The following is a 15,918-nucleotide window of genomic DNA, read 5'->3' as shown; positions in this document are numbered from 1 at the left end:
AGATGTGCGTGCCAAGCCCCGCGTCTGCGGCGTGATCCAAACGACAGGCCCTAGGAGTGGGCTGGGGGCGGGCTAGGGGGCGTCCGGGTAGGTGATCACCAGCATGGTGACGCCGTCCCGGGAGGTCCAGGGGCCGTGCGGCATTCCGGGCGGGCGGCAGGCGTACATGCCCGCCGTGAAGGTCCGGTCGAGCGTCACGTCGTGCATCGCTCCCTCGACGAGATAGACCTCCTCCCAGAAGTCGTGGCGGGTCACACCGTCCGCCGAGGAGTCGGTGCCCGGCGCCCAGCGGACGAGCGCCGTACGGGATCCACGCCCGGGGTCGTCGGCCAGGACGCGCTCCTCGACACCCGGGGCGGCGCCGGCCGGGGCCCGCCACGGTCCGTCGGGGAGGTGGAACTCCAGCTCGGGCTTGCTCATCGCCACACCTCCGGGCGCCTGTTGGCCAGTACGGAGATCCGCTGCCGGACCGCCTCGACCTCGTCGATGTCCAGGTCCGCCACCAGCAGCTCGGGCTCGGCGCCCAGCGCGTGCCGTACGGTCCCGTCGGGTCCGACGACAAGGCTGTGGCCGATCCCCGTCGGGGCGGAACCCGGACCCGTGCCGGTGCCGGGGTCGGCCTGGTCCACGGCGGCGAGCCACACCGTCGCGTCCAGCGCCCGGGCCCGCGCCAGCAGCTCCCACTGCTCGCGCTTGCCCGGCCCCGCACCCCAGGACGCGGCCAGCAGGGTGGCGGCGGCACCGGCGTCGGCGTGCGCCCGGAACAGCTCAGGGAAGCGGATGTCGTAGCAGGTGGCCAGGCCCAGCCGTACGCCGTCCACGTCGATGACCGTCGGGGCCGAACCCGCGGCGACGGTGTCGGACTCACGGAAGCCGAAGGCGTCGTAGAGATGGATCTTGTCGTATGACGCCTCGACCCCGGGCCCGGTGGCGAGCAGGGTGTTGGCCACCCGGCCTCCTTCGGCCGGGGTGAACATGCCGGCCACGACGACCGTGCCGGTGTCGCGGGCGATCCGCCGCACGCCGTCGGCCCACGGTCCGTCCAGGGGCTCGGCGAGCGGTGCCAGGGGGGTGCCGAAGCAGGCCATCGACGCCTCGGGGAAGACGACGACACGGGCTCCGGCGTCCGCCGCCCGCCGGGTCCATTCCTCGATGAGCAGGAGGTTCTTGCCGGGGTCGGGGCCGGTGGTGAGCTGGCTCAGGGCGATCTGCACGGTGCGTCCTCCTCAGAGGCGGGTGGGGACGGTGTCCGACTTCGGCGCGGCGAGCGCGGCGTCCTCGTCGACGGCGGCCTCGGGGTCGCGCCCCAGCCAGACACCGACGAGGGAGACGCCCGAGGCGAGGGCGATGTACACGGCCAGCGGCGCCCAGGTGCCGTAGGCGCTCAGCAGGCTGGTGAACAGCAACGGGGCCACCGCGCCGCCGATGATCCCGGCCAGGGTGTAGGCCAGGGACGATCCGGTCGAGCGCAGCCGGGGCTCGAACTGCTCGGTGATGAAGGCGGCCTGCGGGCCGTACAGGCAACAGTGGATCACCAGGCCCACCACGACACCCGTGGCGAGCGGCAGCCAGGTGCCGCCGCCGATCATCGGGAAGAACACGAACGGCCACACCCCGGCGGCCACCGCGGCACCGCCGTACAGCAGACGGCGGTTCATCCGGTCGGACAGGGCGCCGGCCAGCGGCATCAGGAAGACCTGGATCGAGGAGCCGATGAGCACGGCCGCGAGGGCGGAGCCGCGTGACATGCCCAGTTCCTCGGTGGCGTACGTGAGGACGAAGACGGTGAACATGGCGTACAGCACGTCGGGGCCCACGCGGCACAGGATGGAGGCCAGCAGGGCGCGGGGCTGGGTGGTGAAGACCTCGCGGATGGGCGCCTCGGGGCGGGAGTGCTCGGCCTCCATCGCCTTGAACACCGGGGTCTCCTCGAGCTTCGCCCGGATCCACAGCCCGAAGCCGACGAGCACGCCGGAGAACAGGAACGCCACACGCCAGCCCCACGACTCGAACTGCGCCTCGGTGAGCAGCGCGCCGAGGGCGGCCAGGACGCCGTTGGCCAGCAGGTTTCCGGCGGGCGGCCCGACCTGGGCGGCGGAGGCGTAGAAGCCGCGCCGGCGTGGGTCCCCGAACTCGCTGGACAGCAGTACGGCACCGCCCCACTCACCGCCGACGCCGACGCCCTGCGCGAAGCGCAGCACGACCAGGGCGATCGGGGCGGCCACGCCGGCCGTCGCGTAGGTGGGCAGGACGCCGATCAGGAACGTCGCCGCGCCGATCAGGACCAGCGTGGCGATCAGCACCTTCTTGCGGCCGATCACATCACCGAGGCGGCCGAAGACGAAGCCGCCCAGCGGGCGTGACACATAGCCGACCGCATAGGTGGAGAACGCCAGGAGCGTGCCGGTGAGCGGGTCCTCCGAGGGGAAGAACAGGTCGCCGAAGACCAGGGCCGCCGCTGCGGAGTAGACGGCGAAGTCGTACCACTCCAGCGCGGTGCCGGTGAGGCTCGCGACGAAGGCCCGGCGGACGCCGGAGTGCCGATCTGACGCCTTGGCGTCGTCCTTCGTGTCGTCCTTCGGGGTGTCGGACATGGTTCCCATCCTTGCTCGGGGACTGCTCGGGGACTGCTCGGGGAGGCCGGGGGACATCGACCTTCCGGCATACTTCTTGTATACAGGTCGTATGCGCAAGCCCTGCGCGAGAAGTTAACCGCGGAGAAATCCCGACCCGCGAACCGCTACCCGATCTCTGGGAGTGCCCTCATGGCCGTGCTGACCTTCGAACTGCCCGACGGATCGACGCGCGAGGTCGACGTCGTCCAGGTCCTCAACGCCGGATACGCCGGCCGCAGCCAGGAGGACGTCGCCGCGCACGTCGCGGAACTCGCCGAGCTGGGCGTGCCCGGCCCGGCCGTGACGCCCGCCCTCTACCCCGTCTCCCCCTACCTCGCCCAGCAGACCGACCGGGTCCACGCGCAGCACGCGCGCACCTCCGGCGAGGCGGAGTGGGCGCTCGTCGTGGCGGACGGCGGGGAGCTGCTGCTGACCGCCGCCTGCGACCACACCGACCGCGACCTGGAGGTGCACGGCGTCGCCTGGAGCAAGAACGCCGGCCCCGACGTCCTCGCCCGCCGCGCCTGGCGCCTGGCCGACGTGGAGTCCCGCCTCGACGACCTCACCCTGCGCGCCTGGGTCACCCACGGCGACCAGCCGACGGAGATCCAGCACGGCACCCTCGCCGAGCTCCTCACCCCGGCCTACTGGGTAGACGTCCTGCGCTCACGCGACGCGCTCACGCCCGGCACCGTCCTGATCTCCGGCACCATCCCCATGACTCCCGGCGTCGACCAGTTCGCCGACGGCTGGAGCGTGGAACTGTCCGACCCCGTCACCGGAGACACCATCCGCCTCGACTACGACGTCCGGCCGATGCCGGCACCCATCGGCTGACGCCGGCCTCGCAGAACGAGGAGAACCGCGCTCGCATGACCCATTTCGGGCGAGCATATTGTGCGAGTTTCTAGGCTTCTGTCCAGAATTGGTTTTGCGACGCGTTCTCTCACGAAGGTGAAAAGATCATGCCGACGTATGTCACGTTGCTGAACTGGACCGATCAAGGGATCCGGAACTACAAGGACACGGCGAAGCGTGCCGAGGCCTTCGCGTCGGGGGTGCAGAAGCTCGGGGCGAAGCTGCTGACCATCTACTGGACCGTCGGTCCGTACGACCTCATGGCCGTCGTCGAGGCGCCCGACGATGAAACCGCCACCGCGGCTCTTCTGCAGCTCGGCGGGGTGGGCAACGTCCGCACCACGACCCTGCGGGCCTTCGGCCAGGAGGAGATGTCCCGCATCATCGCCAAGGCCGCCGGCTGAGACAGGTCGGGCCGGCGACGCGGGGACGTCCGCGCCCGAGGCCGCCAACTTCCGTGCCCAGCTGCCCGGGTCGGGGTCGGCGGCCGCGCGGGTATGCGGTCAGGCTCGGTTGAGACGTGCGGCGATTCCGTGACCGATCAGCAAATACATGACGGCCGGAAGGCCGTAGTTAAGGACGACGCGTAGGCCTTCTGTGTCCATGGTGAAAATGTCCTGCGACCACCAGGCCAGCAAATCCGCCGTTCCCCGCACGAACTCGACGAATACATTCGCCTGGTTCGCGTCGAGCAGGAACAGCAGGATCCAGAGACCGAGCAGACCCGCGGCGATGTCGGCGATCGTGCAGATCGTCAGGGCCGCGCGCCGGGCGCCGGCCTGCTGGCGTACGGGGCGCTCCGGGCCGGTGGGCTGGTTGTACGTCTGATATCCGGGAGCCGGGTCGATGTTACTCACAAGGAATCCGATCTGACGCGTTGTCCTGTCGGCACGCCCGCCCCGGACACCGAAATGCAATCCGGTTCGTCGCCCCGCTTCTCCTTATCCCTGCGTCCTGTGAGCCCTGCCGTGTTACACCCTCATCCACGATGACCCGGATATGACTTCCTGCTCCGCGGCGAGTGATCCATAAGAAATACGGGGTCGTGCTCCTCAACGCACCGGGAAGCCGCAGGAGTAGCCCCGCTCCTTGAGCCAGGGCAGGATCCGGCGCAGGGCCTCGACGGTCTGGGACCGTTCGCCGCCCGCGTCGTGGAAGAGGATCGTCGGCCCGTTCGGCAGCTCCCGCTCGACGGTGGCGACCATGGCGTCCGTGCCGGGCCGCTCGAAGTCCTTGGAGTCGACGTTCCAGCCCAGCGGGCGCATGCCCCGGGAGGCGGCCAGCTTGCGGCTGTAGGGGGTGAAGGCCCCGCCGGGCGCCCGGTAGTACATCGGCCGTACGCCCCCGGACGCCTTGGTGATCATGCGTTCGGCGTCGAGGATCTGCCGCGACTGGTAGGCCTCGGACTTCTTGTCCATGGTGGTGTCGTGCGACACCGAGTGGTCGCACAGCCGGTGCCCGGCCGCGACCACCTTCTTCACGAGGTCCGGGTGGGCCTGTGCCTGCGTCCCCACCATGCAGAACGTGGCCTTCACCCCGTACTCCCGCAGCACGTCGAGCACTTCAGGGGTCCACACGGGGTCGGGGCCGTCGTCGATGGTGATGTTGACGCCGCGCGGCCCCTTGTCCGAGGCGTGTGCGATGGACACCTCGACCGGCTTGACGTCACCGCCGGGCTCGGCCGACGCGCTCGCCTTCGGCGACGAGCCGTCCGTGGCACCGGCCTGCGCGGTCCACACCGACGCACCGGTGGCGAGCATCGTCACCCCGAGCGCCGCCCCGACCACCTTGCCGTACCAGCCCCGCCCGCCGCCGTGCCGTGCCATGTCCGCCCCGCTCTCCCGCAGTTCCTCGCCGATGCCCGGTCACCGTGCGACCAACTGGCATGACGAGAAGCGGCGGGCCCGGGATCCGTCCGTTACCGATCACGGACAATCTCGGGGGAGTCCGCGGACAACTCGGCGGCTGGGCTTCTGTGTGAAGCGGATGGGTCAGACCTGGCACTCGCGTTCCGAATCGTCACCGGGGCACGCCGACTGCGCGGGAGATGACGGTGTCGAAGGCGCGGTCGGGCAGGAGTCGGCGCAGGGTGATGAGGGGGCGGGCGCCGAATCCGGTGGCGTAGCGGGTCCTGGGGCGGCGGGCGGTGACGGCCTTGGCGATGGCGTCGGCGATGACGGTGGGCGGGGAGTTGCGGTTGGCGTTGGCCTCGGAGCGCAGGGACGTGGCGACGGCGGTGGCCTGGGCGGCGTAGGGGCCGCTGCCGGAGGACTTCTCCAGCTTGTCGGCGGCGATGCCGCCCCATTCGGTGGCGATGCCGCCGGGTTCGATGACGACGACGTCGACGCCGAAGGGCTTGGCTTCGAGGCGCAGGCAGTCGCTGAGGGCTTCGAGGGCGAACTTGGTGCCGTGGTACCAGCCGCCGAGCGGTGTGTGGATCTTGCCGCCCATCGAGGTGATGTTGACGACCGTGCCGGAGCGCTGGGCCCGCATGTGGGGCAGGACGAGCTGGGTCAGACGCAGGGCGCCGAAGACGTTGACCTCGAACTGGTAGCGGGCCTCGTCCATGGGGACGTCCTCGATGGCGCCGTAGGAGCCGTAGCCGGCGTTGTTGACCAGGACGTCGACGCGGCCGGTCTCGGCGGCGATGCGGTCGATGCCGGCGCGCATGGAGGCGTCGTCGGTGACGTCCATGGCCAACGGGCGGATGCCGCGGTCGACGAGCCGCTGCAGGCGGTCGGTGCGGCGGGCGGCCCCGTAGACGGTGTATCCGAGTTCCTGGAGCTTGAGGGCGGTGGCTTCGCCGATGCCGGAGGAGGCACCGGTGACGAGGGCGGTCTTGGTGGGCATGGCGGGGTCCTCACAACTAAGATGAACTTCGGTTCACCATCTATCCTGAACCGTGGTTCACCTTTACGCAAGGGGAAGGGCAGGGACATCGCAATGACCCAGGCCAGGGCGCCGCGCGCCGACGCGGTCCGCAATCGGAAGAAGATCCTCGGCGCCGCCGGTGAGCAGATCACCGCGCACGGGCCCGAGGTCGGGATGGACGAGATCGCCGCCGCGGCGGGCGTGGCCGTGGGCACCCTGTACCGACACTTCCCCACCAAGACCGACCTGGTCGCGGCCGTCGTCGCCGAGTTCGTCGCCCGGGTCGCCGACGACGCGCAGGCCGCACTCGAGCGGGTCACCGCCGGTACCCGAGCCCTGGACGAGCTGACCGCGTTCCTCGGCCGCGTGGTCGAGGCGTCCGTGACCGACCGCGCCGTCAAGGCGGCTGCCCAGGCCCTGGGCGCGGAACCCGGCGACCGGTCCACCGAGGAGCGCGCGAGCGCAGCCGTCGCCGCCCTCATCCAGGCAGGTCAGGCCGACGGGGACATCCACCCGGACGTCACCGTCAACGACATCTACCTGCTGTTCTCCACCGCCCCCACCGACCAGCCCCCCGCCGCCCGCGCCCGCTGGCTCACCCTCGTCATCCCGGGCCTGACCACCCGAGCCCGGCCTGCCGGCATCTGAGTGCGGATGCCCGTCGGCACGACGAGGCCGGGGTGTGCGGGCTGGGGCCATCAACAGGAGATCAACTCCGGCCCTGCGCTGGGAGTCTGTGCGGTGAGGGGTACCGAGCGCCAAGGAGGCCGCCTGCCGCACCTCGTCCGGCCTGAGGTCACGCCGGGACAACAACGAGCGCAGGACGAAGTCGGCCTCGTTGCTCACGGCGTGGACTTCGAGCCAGGTCAGGGTCGGGTGACGAGAATCGAACTCGCGCTCTCAGCTTGGGAAGCGACGGCGCTTGCGTGACCGCATGGCTGCTGACCTGGGCTGTTTCGTTGCACAGCTGCAGGAGTGAGGGTCTGGTGGCACCGCTGTTGACCGCGGTCGTCCGCTCTGAAGGGCACGCTATGGGCACGAGGTTCGAGCAGAGGTGCGGCCACTCTGGCATGCGCGGCCCACGCTGTGCGCGCGGAGGGCACAGTGGTGGCGAAGCTCTCGCGGGGCGCTGACACGCGGCGCACGCCCTGCTGCCCCGGCCGGACGTATGACCGATCGGGCGTCCTGCGTGTTCGAGCCGACCGGCCCGAACCACGTGATCAGCTGGAACCGAGACCGGAACCGTCGGGCGCGTCGTGCCCGGCACTGCGGCGGTACTCGGCGTTGATGCGCTGCGCTTCCTCGAGCTGGTCCTCAAGGATGACGATGCGGCAAGCAGCCTCGATCGGGGTGCCCCTGTCGACGAGCTCGCGGGCGCGCGCCGCGATCCGCAGTTGGTAGCGGGAGTACCGGCGGTGTCCGCCCTCTGAGCGCAGTGGAGTGATCAGACGGGCCTCACCGATGGCTCGGAGGAAGGCCGGGGTGGTCCCGAGCATCTCGGCGGCCCGCCCCATCGTGTATGCGGGGTAGTCGTCGTCGTCCAGACGACCACTGAGTGGAGTATCTGCTGTCATGTCACCTCGTTGTGCAACGCGTCGAGGGGCCCTGGTGCCGTACGGCACCAGGGCCCCTCGACGCGTTGCACAACGAGGTGACATGACAGCAGATACTCCACTCAGTGGTCGTCTGGACGACGACGACTACCCCGCATACACGATGGGGCGGGCCGCCGAGATGCTCGGGACCACCCCGGCCTTCCTCCGAGCCATCGGTGAGGCCCGTCTGATCACTCCACTGCGCTCAGAGGGCGGACACCGCCGGTACTCCCGCTACCAACTGCGGATCGCGGCGCGCGCCCGCGAGCTCGTCGACAGGGGCACCCCGATCGAGGCTGCTTGCCGCATCGTCATCCTTGAGGACCAGCTCGAGGAAGCGCAGCGCATCAACGCCGAGTACCGCCGCAGTGCCGGGCACGACGCGCCCGACGGTTCCGGTCTCGGTTCCAGCTGATCACGTGGTTCGGGCCGGTCGGCTCGAACACGCAGGACGCCCGATCGGTCATACGTCCGGCCGGGGCAGCAGGGCGTGCGCCGCGTGTCAGCGCCCCGCGAGAGCTTCGCCACCACTGTGCCCTCCGCGCGCACAGCGTGGGCCGCGCATGCCAGAGTGGCCGCACCTCTGCTCGAACCTCGTGCCCATAGCGTGCCCTTCAGAGCGGACGACCGCGGTCAACAGCGGTGCCACCAGACCCTCACTCCTGCAGCTGTGCAACGAAACAGCCCAGGTCAGCAGCCATGCGGTCACGCAAGCGCCGTCGCTTCCCAAGCTGAGAGCGCGAGTTCGATTCTCGTCACCCGACCCTGACCTGGCTCGAAGTCCACGCCGTGAGCAACGAGGCCGACTTCGTCCTGCGCTCGTTGTTGTCCCGGCGTGACCTCAGGCCGGACGAGGTGCGGCAGGCGGCCTCCTTGGCGCTCGGTACCCCTCACCGCACAGACTCCCAGCGCAGGGCCGGAGTTGATCTCCTGTTGATGGCCCCAGCCCGCACACCCCGGCCTCGTCGTGCCGACGGGCATCCGCACTCAGATGCCGGCAGGCCGGGCTCGGGTGGTCAGGCCCGGGATGACGAGGGTGAGCCAGCGGGCGCGGGCGGCGGGGGGCTGGTCGGTGGGGGCGGTGGAGAACAGCAGGTAGATGTCGTTGACGGTGACGTCCGGGTGGATGTCCCCGTCGGCCTGACCTGCCTGGATGAGGGCGGCGACGGCTGCGCTCGCGCGCTCCTCGGTGGACCGGTCGCCGGGTTCCGCGCCCAGGGCCTGGGCAGCCGCCTTGACGGCGCGGTCGGTCACGGACGCCTCGACCACGCGGCCGAGGAACGCGGTCAGCTCGTCCAGGGCTCGGGTACCGGCGGTGACCCGCTCGAGTGCGGCCTGCGCGTCGTCGGCGACCCGGGCGACGAACTCGGCGACGACGGCCGCGACCAGGTCGGTCTTGGTGGGGAAGTGTCGGTACAGGGTGCCCACGGCCACGCCCGCCGCGGCGGCGATCTCGTCCATCCCGACCTCGGGCCCGTGCGCGGTGATCTGCTCACCGGCGGCGCCGAGGATCTTCTTCCGATTGCGGACCGCGTCGGCGCGCGGCGCCCTGGCCTGGGTCATTGCGATGTCCCTGCCCTTCCCCTTGCGTAAAGGTGAACCACGGTTCAGGATAGATGGTGAACCGAAGTTCATCTTAGTTGTGAGGACCCCGCCATGCCCACCAAGACCGCCCTCGTCACCGGTGCCTCCTCCGGCATCGGCGAAGCCACCGCCCTCAAGCTCCAGGAACTCGGATACACCGTCTACGGGGCCGCCCGCCGCACCGACCGCCTGCAGCGGCTCGTCGACCGCGGCATCCGCCCGTTGGCCATGGACGTCACCGACGACGCCTCCATGCGCGCCGGCATCGACCGCATCGCCGCCGAGACCGGCCGCGTCGACGTCCTGGTCAACAACGCCGGCTACGGCTCCTACGGCGCCATCGAGGACGTCCCCATGGACGAGGCCCGCTACCAGTTCGAGGTCAACGTCTTCGGCGCCCTGCGTCTGACCCAGCTCGTCCTGCCCCACATGCGGGCCCAGCGCTCCGGCACGGTCGTCAACATCACCTCGATGGGCGGCAAGATCCACACACCGCTCGGCGGCTGGTACCACGGCACCAAGTTCGCCCTCGAAGCCCTCAGCGACTGCCTGCGCCTCGAAGCCAAGCCCTTCGGCGTCGACGTCGTCGTCATCGAACCCGGCGGCATCGCCACCGAATGGGGCGGCATCGCCGCCGACAAGCTGGAGAAGTCCTCCGGCAGCGGCCCCTACGCCGCCCAGGCCACCGCCGTCGCCACGTCCCTGCGCTCCGAGGCCAACGCCAACCGCAACTCCCCGCCCACCGTCATCGCCGACGCCATCGCCAAGGCCGTCACCGCCCGCCGCCCCAGGACCCGCTACGCCACCGGATTCGGCGCCCGCCCCCTCATCACCCTGCGCCGACTCCTGCCCGACCGCGCCTTCGACACCGTCATCTCCCGCGCAGTCGGCGTGCCCCGGTGACGATTCGGAACGCGAGTGCCAGGTCTGACCCATCCGCTTCACACAGAAGCCCAGCCGCCGAGTTGTCCGCGGACTCCCCCGAGATTGTCCGTGATCGGTAACGGACGGATCCCGGGCCCGCCGCTTCTCGTCATGCCAGTTGGTCGCACGGTGACCGGGCATCGGCGAGGAACTGCGGGAGAGCGGGGCGGACATGGCACGGCACGGCGGCGGGCGGGGCTGGTACGGCAAGGTGGTCGGGGCGGCGCTCGGGGTGACGATGCTCGCCACCGGTGCGTCGGTGTGGACCGCGCAGGCCGGTGCCACGGACGGCTCGTCGCCGAAGGCGAGCGCGTCGGCCGAGCCCGGCGGTGACGTCAAGCCGGTCGAGGTGTCCATCGCACACGCCTCGGACAAGGGGCCGCGCGGCGTCAACATCACCATCGACGACGGCCCCGACCCCGTGTGGACCCCTGAAGTGCTCGACGTGCTGCGGGAGTACGGGGTGAAGGCCACGTTCTGCATGGTGGGGACGCAGGCACAGGCCCACCCGGACCTCGTGAAGAAGGTGGTCGCGGCCGGGCACCGGCTGTGCGACCACTCGGTGTCGCACGACACCACCATGGACAAGAAGTCCGAGGCCTACCAGTCGCGGCAGATCCTCGACGCCGAACGCATGATCACCAAGGCGTCCGGGGGCGTACGGCCGATGTACTACCGGGCGCCCGGCGGGGCCTTCACCCCCTACAGCCGCAAGCTGGCCGCCTCCCGGGGCATGCGCCCGCTGGGCTGGAACGTCGACTCCAAGGACTTCGAGCGGCCCGGCACGGACGCCATGGTCGCCACCGTCGAGCGGGAGCTGCCGAACGGGCCGACGATCCTCTTCCACGACGCGGGCGGCGAACGGTCCCAGACCGTCGAGGCCCTGCGCCGGATCCTGCCCTGGCTCAAGGAGCGGGGCTACTCCTGCGGCTTCCCGGTGCGTTGAGGAGCACGACCCCGTATTTCTTATGGATCACTCGCCGCGGAGCAGGAAGTCATATCCGGGTCATCGTGGATGAGGGTGTAACACGGCAGGGCTCACAGGACGCAGGGATAAGGAGAAGCGGGGCGACGAACCGGATTGCATTTCGGTGTCCGGGGCGGGCGTGCCGACAGGACAACGCGTCAGATCGGATTCCTTGTGAGTAACATCGACCCGGCTCCCGGATATCAGACGTACAACCAGCCCACCGGCCCGGAGCGCCCCGTACGCCAGCAGGCCGGCGCCCGGCGCGCGGCCCTGACGATCTGCACGATCGCCGACATCGCCGCGGGTCTGCTCGGTCTCTGGATCCTGCTGTTCCTGCTCGACGCGAACCAGGCGAATGTATTCGTCGAGTTCGTGCGGGGAACGGCGGATTTGCTGGCCTGGTGGTCGCAGGACATTTTCACCATGGACACAGAAGGCCTACGCGTCGTCCTTAACTACGGCCTTCCGGCCGTCATGTATTTGCTGATCGGTCACGGAATCGCCGCACGTCTCAACCGAGCCTGACCGCATACCCGCGCGGCCGCCGACCCCGACCCGGGCAGCTGGGCACGGAAGTTGGCGGCCTCGGGCGCGGACGTCCCCGCGTCGCCGGCCCGACCTGTCTCAGCCGGCGGCCTTGGCGATGATGCGGGACATCTCCTCCTGGCCGAAGGCCCGCAGGGTCGTGGTGCGGACGTTGCCCACCCCGCCGAGCTGCAGAAGAGCCGCGGTGGCGGTTTCATCGTCGGGCGCCTCGACGACGGCCATGAGGTCGTACGGACCGACGGTCCAGTAGATGGTCAGCAGCTTCGCCCCGAGCTTCTGCACCCCCGACGCGAAGGCCTCGGCACGCTTCGCCGTGTCCTTGTAGTTCCGGATCCCTTGATCGGTCCAGTTCAGCAACGTGACATACGTCGGCATGATCTTTTCACCTTCGTGAGAGAACGCGTCGCAAAACCAATTCTGGACAGAAGCCTAGAAACTCGCACAATATGCTCGCCCGAAATGGGTCATGCGAGCGCGGTTCTCCTCGTTCTGCGAGGCCGGCGTCAGCCGATGGGTGCCGGCATCGGCCGGACGTCGTAGTCGAGGCGGATGGTGTCTCCGGTGACGGGGTCGGACAGTTCCACGCTCCAGCCGTCGGCGAACTGGTCGACGCCGGGAGTCATGGGGATGGTGCCGGAGATCAGGACGGTGCCGGGCGTGAGCGCGTCGCGTGAGCGCAGGACGTCTACCCAGTAGGCCGGGGTGAGGAGCTCGGCGAGGGTGCCGTGCTGGATCTCCGTCGGCTGGTCGCCGTGGGTGACCCAGGCGCGCAGGGTGAGGTCGTCGAGGCGGGACTCCACGTCGGCCAGGCGCCAGGCGCGGCGGGCGAGGACGTCGGGGCCGGCGTTCTTGCTCCAGGCGACGCCGTGCACCTCCAGGTCGCGGTCGGTGTGGTCGCAGGCGGCGGTCAGCAGCAGCTCCCCGCCGTCCGCCACGACGAGCGCCCACTCCGCCTCGCCGGAGGTGCGCGCGTGCTGCGCGTGGACCCGGTCGGTCTGCTGGGCGAGGTAGGGGGAGACGGGGTAGAGGGCGGGCGTCACGGCCGGGCCGGGCACGCCCAGCTCGGCGAGTTCCGCGACGTGCGCGGCGACGTCCTCCTGGCTGCGGCCGGCGTATCCGGCGTTGAGGACCTGGACGACGTCGACCTCGCGCGTCGATCCGTCGGGCAGTTCGAAGGTCAGCACGGCCATGAGGGCACTCCCAGAGATCGGGTAGCGGTTCGCGGGTCGGGATTTCTCCGCGGTTAACTTCTCGCGCAGGGCTTGCGCATACGACCTGTATACAAGAAGTATGCCGGAAGGTCGATGTCCCCCGGCCTCCCCGAGCAGTCCCCGAGCAGTCCCCGAGCAAGGATGGGAACCATGTCCGACACCCCGAAGGACGACACGAAGGACGACGCCAAGGCGTCAGATCGGCACTCCGGCGTCCGCCGGGCCTTCGTCGCGAGCCTCACCGGCACCGCGCTGGAGTGGTACGACTTCGCCGTCTACTCCGCAGCGGCGGCCCTGGTCTTCGGCGACCTGTTCTTCCCCTCGGAGGACCCGCTCACCGGCACGCTCCTGGCGTTCTCCACCTATGCGGTCGGCTATGTGTCACGCCCGCTGGGCGGCTTCGTCTTCGGCCGCCTCGGTGATGTGATCGGCCGCAAGAAGGTGCTGATCGCCACGCTGGTCCTGATCGGCGCGGCGACGTTCCTGATCGGCGTCCTGCCCACCTACGCGACGGCCGGCGTGGCCGCCCCGATCGCCCTGGTCGTGCTGCGCTTCGCGCAGGGCGTCGGCGTCGGCGGTGAGTGGGGCGGTGCCGTACTGCTGTCCAGCGAGTTCGGGGACCCACGCCGGCGCGGCTTCTACGCCTCCGCCGCCCAGGTCGGGCCGCCCGCCGGAAACCTGCTGGCCAACGGCGTCCTGGCCGCCCTCGGCGCGCTGCTCACCGAGGCGCAGTTCGAGTCGTGGGGCTGGCGTGTGGCGTTCCTGTTCTCCGGCGTGCTCGTCGGCTTCGGGCTGTGGATCCGGGCGAAGCTCGAGGAGACCCCGGTGTTCAAGGCGATGGAGGCCGAGCACTCCCGCCCCGAGGCGCCCATCCGCGAGGTCTTCACCACCCAGCCCCGCGCCCTGCTGGCCTCCATCCTGTGCCGCGTGGGCCCCGACGTGCTGTACGCCATGTTCACCGTCTTCGTCCTCACGTACGCCACCGAGGAACTGGGCATGTCACGCGGCTCCGCCCTCGCGGCCGTGCTCATCGGCTCCTCGATCCAGGTCTTCCTGATGCCGCTGGCCGGCGCCCTGTCCGACCGGATGAACCGCCGTCTGCTGTACGGCGGTGCCGCGGTGGCCGCCGGGGTGTGGCCGTTCGTGTTCTTCCCGATGATCGGCGGCGGCACCTGGCTGCCGCTCGCCACGGGTGTCGTGGTGGGCCTGGTGATCCACTGTTGCCTGTACGGCCCGCAGGCCGCCTTCATCACCGAGCAGTTCGAGCCCCGGCTGCGCTCGACCGGATCGTCCCTGGCCTACACCCTGGCCGGGATCATCGGCGGCGCGGTGGCCCCGTTGCTGTTCACCAGCCTGCTGAGCGCCTACGGCACCTGGGCGCCGCTGGCCGTGTACATCGCCCTCGCCTCGGGCGTCTCCCTCGTCGGTGTCTGGCTGGGGCGCGACCCCGAGGCCGCCGTCGACGAGGACGCCGCGCTCGCCGCGCCGAAGTCGGACACCGTCCCCACCCGCCTCTGAGGAGGACGCACCGTGCAGATCGCCCTGAGCCAGCTCACCACCGGCCCCGACCCCGGCAAGAACCTCCTGCTCATCGAGGAATGGACCCGGCGGGCGGCGGACGCCGGAGCCCGTGTCGTCGTCTTCCCCGAGGCGTCGATGGCCTGCTTCGGCACCCCCCTGGCACCGCTCGCCGAGCCCCTGGACGGACCGTGGGCCGACGGCGTGCGGCGGATCGCCCGCGACACCGGCACGGTCGTCGTGGCCGGCATGTTCACCCCGGCCGAAGGAGGCCGGGTGGCCAACACCCTGCTCGCCACCGGGCCCGGGGTCGAGGCGTCATACGACAAGATCCATCTCTACGACGCCTTCGGCTTCCGTGAGTCCGACACCGTCGCCGCGGGTTCGGCCCCGACGGTCATCGACGTGGACGGCGTACGGCTGGGCCTGGCCACCTGCTACGACATCCGCTTCCCTGAGCTGTTCCGGGCGCACGCCGACGCCGGTGCCGCCGCCACCCTGCTGGCCGCGTCCTGGGGTGCGGGGCCGGGCAAGCGCGAGCAGTGGGAGCTGCTGGCGCGGGCCCGGGCGCTGGACGCGACGGTGTGGCTCGCCGCCGTGGACCAGGCCGACCCCGGCACCGGCACGGGTCCGGGTTCCGCCCCGACGGGGATCGGCCACAGCCTTGTCGTCGGACCCGACGGGACCGTACGGCACGCGCTGGGCGCCGAGCCCGAGCTGCTGGTGGCGGACCTGGACATCGACGAGGTCGAGGCGGTCCGGCAGCGGATCTCCGTACTGGCCAACAGGCGCCCGGAGGTGTGGCGATGAGCAAGCCCGAGCTGGAGTTCCACCTCCCCGACGGACCGTGGCGGGCCCCGGCCGGCGCCGCCCCGGGTGTCGAGGAGCGCGTCCTGGCCGACGACCCCGGGCGTGGATCCCGTACGGCGCTCGTCCGCTGGGCGCCGGGCACCGACTCCTCGGCGGACGGTGTGACCCGCCACGACTTCTGGGAGGAGGTCTATCTCGTCGAGGGAGCGATGCACGACGTGACGCTCGACCGGACCTTCACGGCGGGCATGTACGCCTGCCGCCCGCCCGGAATGCCGCACGGCCCCTGGACCTCCCGGGACGGCGTCACCATGCTGGTGATCACCTACCCGGACGCCCCCTAGCCCGCCCCCAGCCCACTCCTAGGGCCTGTCGTTTGGATCACGCCGCAGACGCGGGGCTTGGCACGCACATCT

20 protein-coding genes are annotated in these 15,918 nt (G+C 70.6%); 10 read left to right on the top strand and 10 right to left on the bottom strand.

All coding sequences use genetic code 11. From position 1 onward, the window contains the following. Nucleotides 1-72 precede the first annotated feature (72 nt). Genes ACWIF2_RS36655 through ACWIF2_RS36645 form a run of 3 tightly spaced genes read right to left on the bottom strand, consistent with a single transcriptional unit; the run spans nt 73 to nt 2,594 of the window. Nucleotides 73-420 carry a cupin domain-containing protein gene (locus ACWIF2_RS36655; RefSeq protein WP_454365454.1) on the bottom strand — a complete coding sequence of 116 codons (348 nt, stop codon included), beginning with the start codon at nt 418-420 and terminating at the stop codon, nt 73-75. After that, nucleotides 417-1,214 (bottom strand): carbon-nitrogen hydrolase family protein, encoded by a 798-nt coding sequence (locus ACWIF2_RS36650; RefSeq protein WP_454365455.1) that lies wholly within the window; start codon nt 1,212-1,214, stop codon nt 417-419. The genes ACWIF2_RS36655 and ACWIF2_RS36650 overlap by 4 nt, the downstream gene beginning before the upstream one ends. Before the next feature lie 12 nt (nt 1,215-1,226). Further along, nucleotides 1,227-2,594: an MFS transporter gene (locus ACWIF2_RS36645; RefSeq protein ID WP_454365457.1), complete on the bottom strand. Its 1,368-nt coding sequence runs from the start codon at nt 2,592-2,594 to the stop codon at nt 1,227-1,229. A gap of 171 nt (nt 2,595-2,765) precedes the next feature. On the opposite strand from ACWIF2_RS36645, the gene ACWIF2_RS36640 reads away from it, so the two are divergent. Further along, the gene (locus ACWIF2_RS36640) at nt 2,766-3,452 is read left to right on the top strand and encodes a DUF2848 domain-containing protein (protein WP_454365459.1); all 687 of its coding nucleotides are present in this window, start codon (nt 2,766-2,768) and stop codon (nt 3,450-3,452) included. Between the two features lie 128 nt (nt 3,453-3,580). Further along, nucleotides 3,581-3,877 (top strand): GYD domain-containing protein, encoded by a 297-nt coding sequence (locus ACWIF2_RS36635; protein ID WP_454365460.1) that lies wholly within the window; start codon nt 3,581-3,583, stop codon nt 3,875-3,877. A gap of 99 nt (nt 3,878-3,976) precedes the next feature. On the opposite strand, the gene ACWIF2_RS36630 is transcribed toward ACWIF2_RS36635, so the two are convergent. From ACWIF2_RS36630 to ACWIF2_RS36620, 3 genes are all read right to left on the bottom strand, one after another. After that, nucleotides 3,977-4,330: a hypothetical protein gene (locus ACWIF2_RS36630; protein ID WP_454365461.1), complete on the bottom strand. Its 354-nt coding sequence runs from the start codon at nt 4,328-4,330 to the stop codon at nt 3,977-3,979. 195 nt (nt 4,331-4,525) lie between these two features. Next, complete coding sequence (locus ACWIF2_RS36625) at nt 4,526-5,299, bottom strand: polysaccharide deacetylase family protein (protein WP_454365463.1); 774 nt, start codon at nt 5,297-5,299, stop codon at nt 4,526-4,528. 193 nt (nt 5,300-5,492) lie between these two features. Beyond that, nucleotides 5,493-6,323 (bottom strand): oxidoreductase, encoded by an 831-nt coding sequence (locus ACWIF2_RS36620; RefSeq protein WP_454365464.1) that lies wholly within the window; start codon nt 6,321-6,323, stop codon nt 5,493-5,495. A 93-nt stretch (nt 6,324-6,416) separates the two neighbouring features. On the opposite strand from ACWIF2_RS36620, the gene ACWIF2_RS36615 reads away from it, so the two are divergent. Then, the gene (locus tag ACWIF2_RS36615) at nt 6,417-6,992 is read left to right on the top strand and encodes a TetR/AcrR family transcriptional regulator (RefSeq protein WP_454365465.1); all 576 of its coding nucleotides are present in this window, start codon (nt 6,417-6,419) and stop codon (nt 6,990-6,992) included. 572 nt (nt 6,993-7,564) lie between these two features. Here ACWIF2_RS36615 and ACWIF2_RS36610 read toward each other — a convergent pair. After that, the gene (locus tag ACWIF2_RS36610; RefSeq protein ID WP_454365466.1) at nt 7,565-7,918 is read right to left on the bottom strand and encodes a helix-turn-helix domain-containing protein; all 354 of its coding nucleotides are present in this window, start codon (nt 7,916-7,918) and stop codon (nt 7,565-7,567) included. Nucleotides 7,919-8,000: 82 nt separating this feature from the next. Between ACWIF2_RS36610 and ACWIF2_RS36605 the strand changes: the two genes are divergently transcribed. Continuing rightward, nucleotides 8,001-8,354 carry a helix-turn-helix domain-containing protein gene (locus tag ACWIF2_RS36605; protein ID WP_454365466.1) on the top strand — a complete coding sequence of 118 codons (354 nt, stop codon included), beginning with the start codon at nt 8,001-8,003 and terminating at the stop codon, nt 8,352-8,354. Between the two features lie 572 nt (nt 8,355-8,926). Here the strand turns inward: ACWIF2_RS36605 and ACWIF2_RS36600 are convergent. Next, nucleotides 8,927-9,502, bottom strand: a complete 576-nt coding sequence (locus ACWIF2_RS36600; RefSeq protein ID WP_454365465.1) for a TetR/AcrR family transcriptional regulator — start codon at nt 9,500-9,502, stop codon at nt 8,927-8,929. Between the two features lie 93 nt (nt 9,503-9,595). Here ACWIF2_RS36600 and ACWIF2_RS36595 point away from each other — a divergent pair, with 93 nt between their 5' ends. From ACWIF2_RS36595 to ACWIF2_RS36585, 3 genes are all read left to right on the top strand, one after another. After that, nucleotides 9,596-10,426, top strand: coding sequence for an oxidoreductase (locus ACWIF2_RS36595; RefSeq protein ID WP_454365464.1), 831 nt, complete (start codon nt 9,596-9,598; stop codon nt 10,424-10,426). Between the two features lie 193 nt (nt 10,427-10,619). After that, nucleotides 10,620-11,393: a polysaccharide deacetylase family protein gene (locus ACWIF2_RS36590; RefSeq protein WP_454365463.1), complete on the top strand. Its 774-nt coding sequence runs from the start codon at nt 10,620-10,622 to the stop codon at nt 11,391-11,393. Nucleotides 11,394-11,588: 195 nt separating this feature from the next. Continuing rightward, nucleotides 11,589-11,942 carry a hypothetical protein gene (locus tag ACWIF2_RS36585; RefSeq protein ID WP_454365461.1) on the top strand — a complete coding sequence of 118 codons (354 nt, stop codon included), beginning with the start codon at nt 11,589-11,591 and terminating at the stop codon, nt 11,940-11,942. Nucleotides 11,943-12,041: 99 nt separating this feature from the next. Here ACWIF2_RS36585 and ACWIF2_RS36580 read toward each other — a convergent pair whose 3' ends face one another. Together ACWIF2_RS36580 and ACWIF2_RS36575 are read right to left on the bottom strand one after the other, a co-directional pair. Next, nucleotides 12,042-12,338, bottom strand: coding sequence for a GYD domain-containing protein (locus ACWIF2_RS36580; protein WP_454365460.1), 297 nt, complete (start codon nt 12,336-12,338; stop codon nt 12,042-12,044). Nucleotides 12,339-12,466: 128 nt separating this feature from the next. Next, the gene (locus tag ACWIF2_RS36575) at nt 12,467-13,153 is read right to left on the bottom strand and encodes a DUF2848 domain-containing protein (RefSeq protein WP_454365459.1); all 687 of its coding nucleotides are present in this window, start codon (nt 13,151-13,153) and stop codon (nt 12,467-12,469) included. A gap of 171 nt (nt 13,154-13,324) precedes the next feature. Here ACWIF2_RS36575 and ACWIF2_RS36570 point away from each other — a divergent pair, with 171 nt between their 5' ends. The 3 genes from ACWIF2_RS36570 to ACWIF2_RS36560 are packed head-to-tail and all read left to right on the top strand — an operon-like array spanning nt 13,325 to nt 15,846. Continuing rightward, a complete protein-coding gene (locus tag ACWIF2_RS36570; RefSeq protein ID WP_454365457.1) occupies nt 13,325-14,692 on the top strand; it encodes an MFS transporter in 1,368 nt (455 codons plus the stop codon). Nucleotides 14,693-14,704: 12 nt separating this feature from the next. Further along, complete coding sequence (locus tag ACWIF2_RS36565; protein WP_454365455.1) at nt 14,705-15,502, top strand: carbon-nitrogen hydrolase family protein; 798 nt, start codon at nt 14,705-14,707, stop codon at nt 15,500-15,502. After that, the gene (locus ACWIF2_RS36560; RefSeq protein ID WP_454365454.1) at nt 15,499-15,846 is read left to right on the top strand and encodes a cupin domain-containing protein; all 348 of its coding nucleotides are present in this window, start codon (nt 15,499-15,501) and stop codon (nt 15,844-15,846) included. Before ACWIF2_RS36565 ends, ACWIF2_RS36560 begins: the two co-directional genes overlap by 4 nt. Nucleotides 15,847-15,918: the final 72 nt, after the last annotated feature.

This window comes from Streptomyces sp. NPDC055506 (assembly GCF_053643595.1).
Note: the sequence above shows the minus strand (reverse complement) of the source record. Positions and strands in the feature narration are given on the sequence as shown.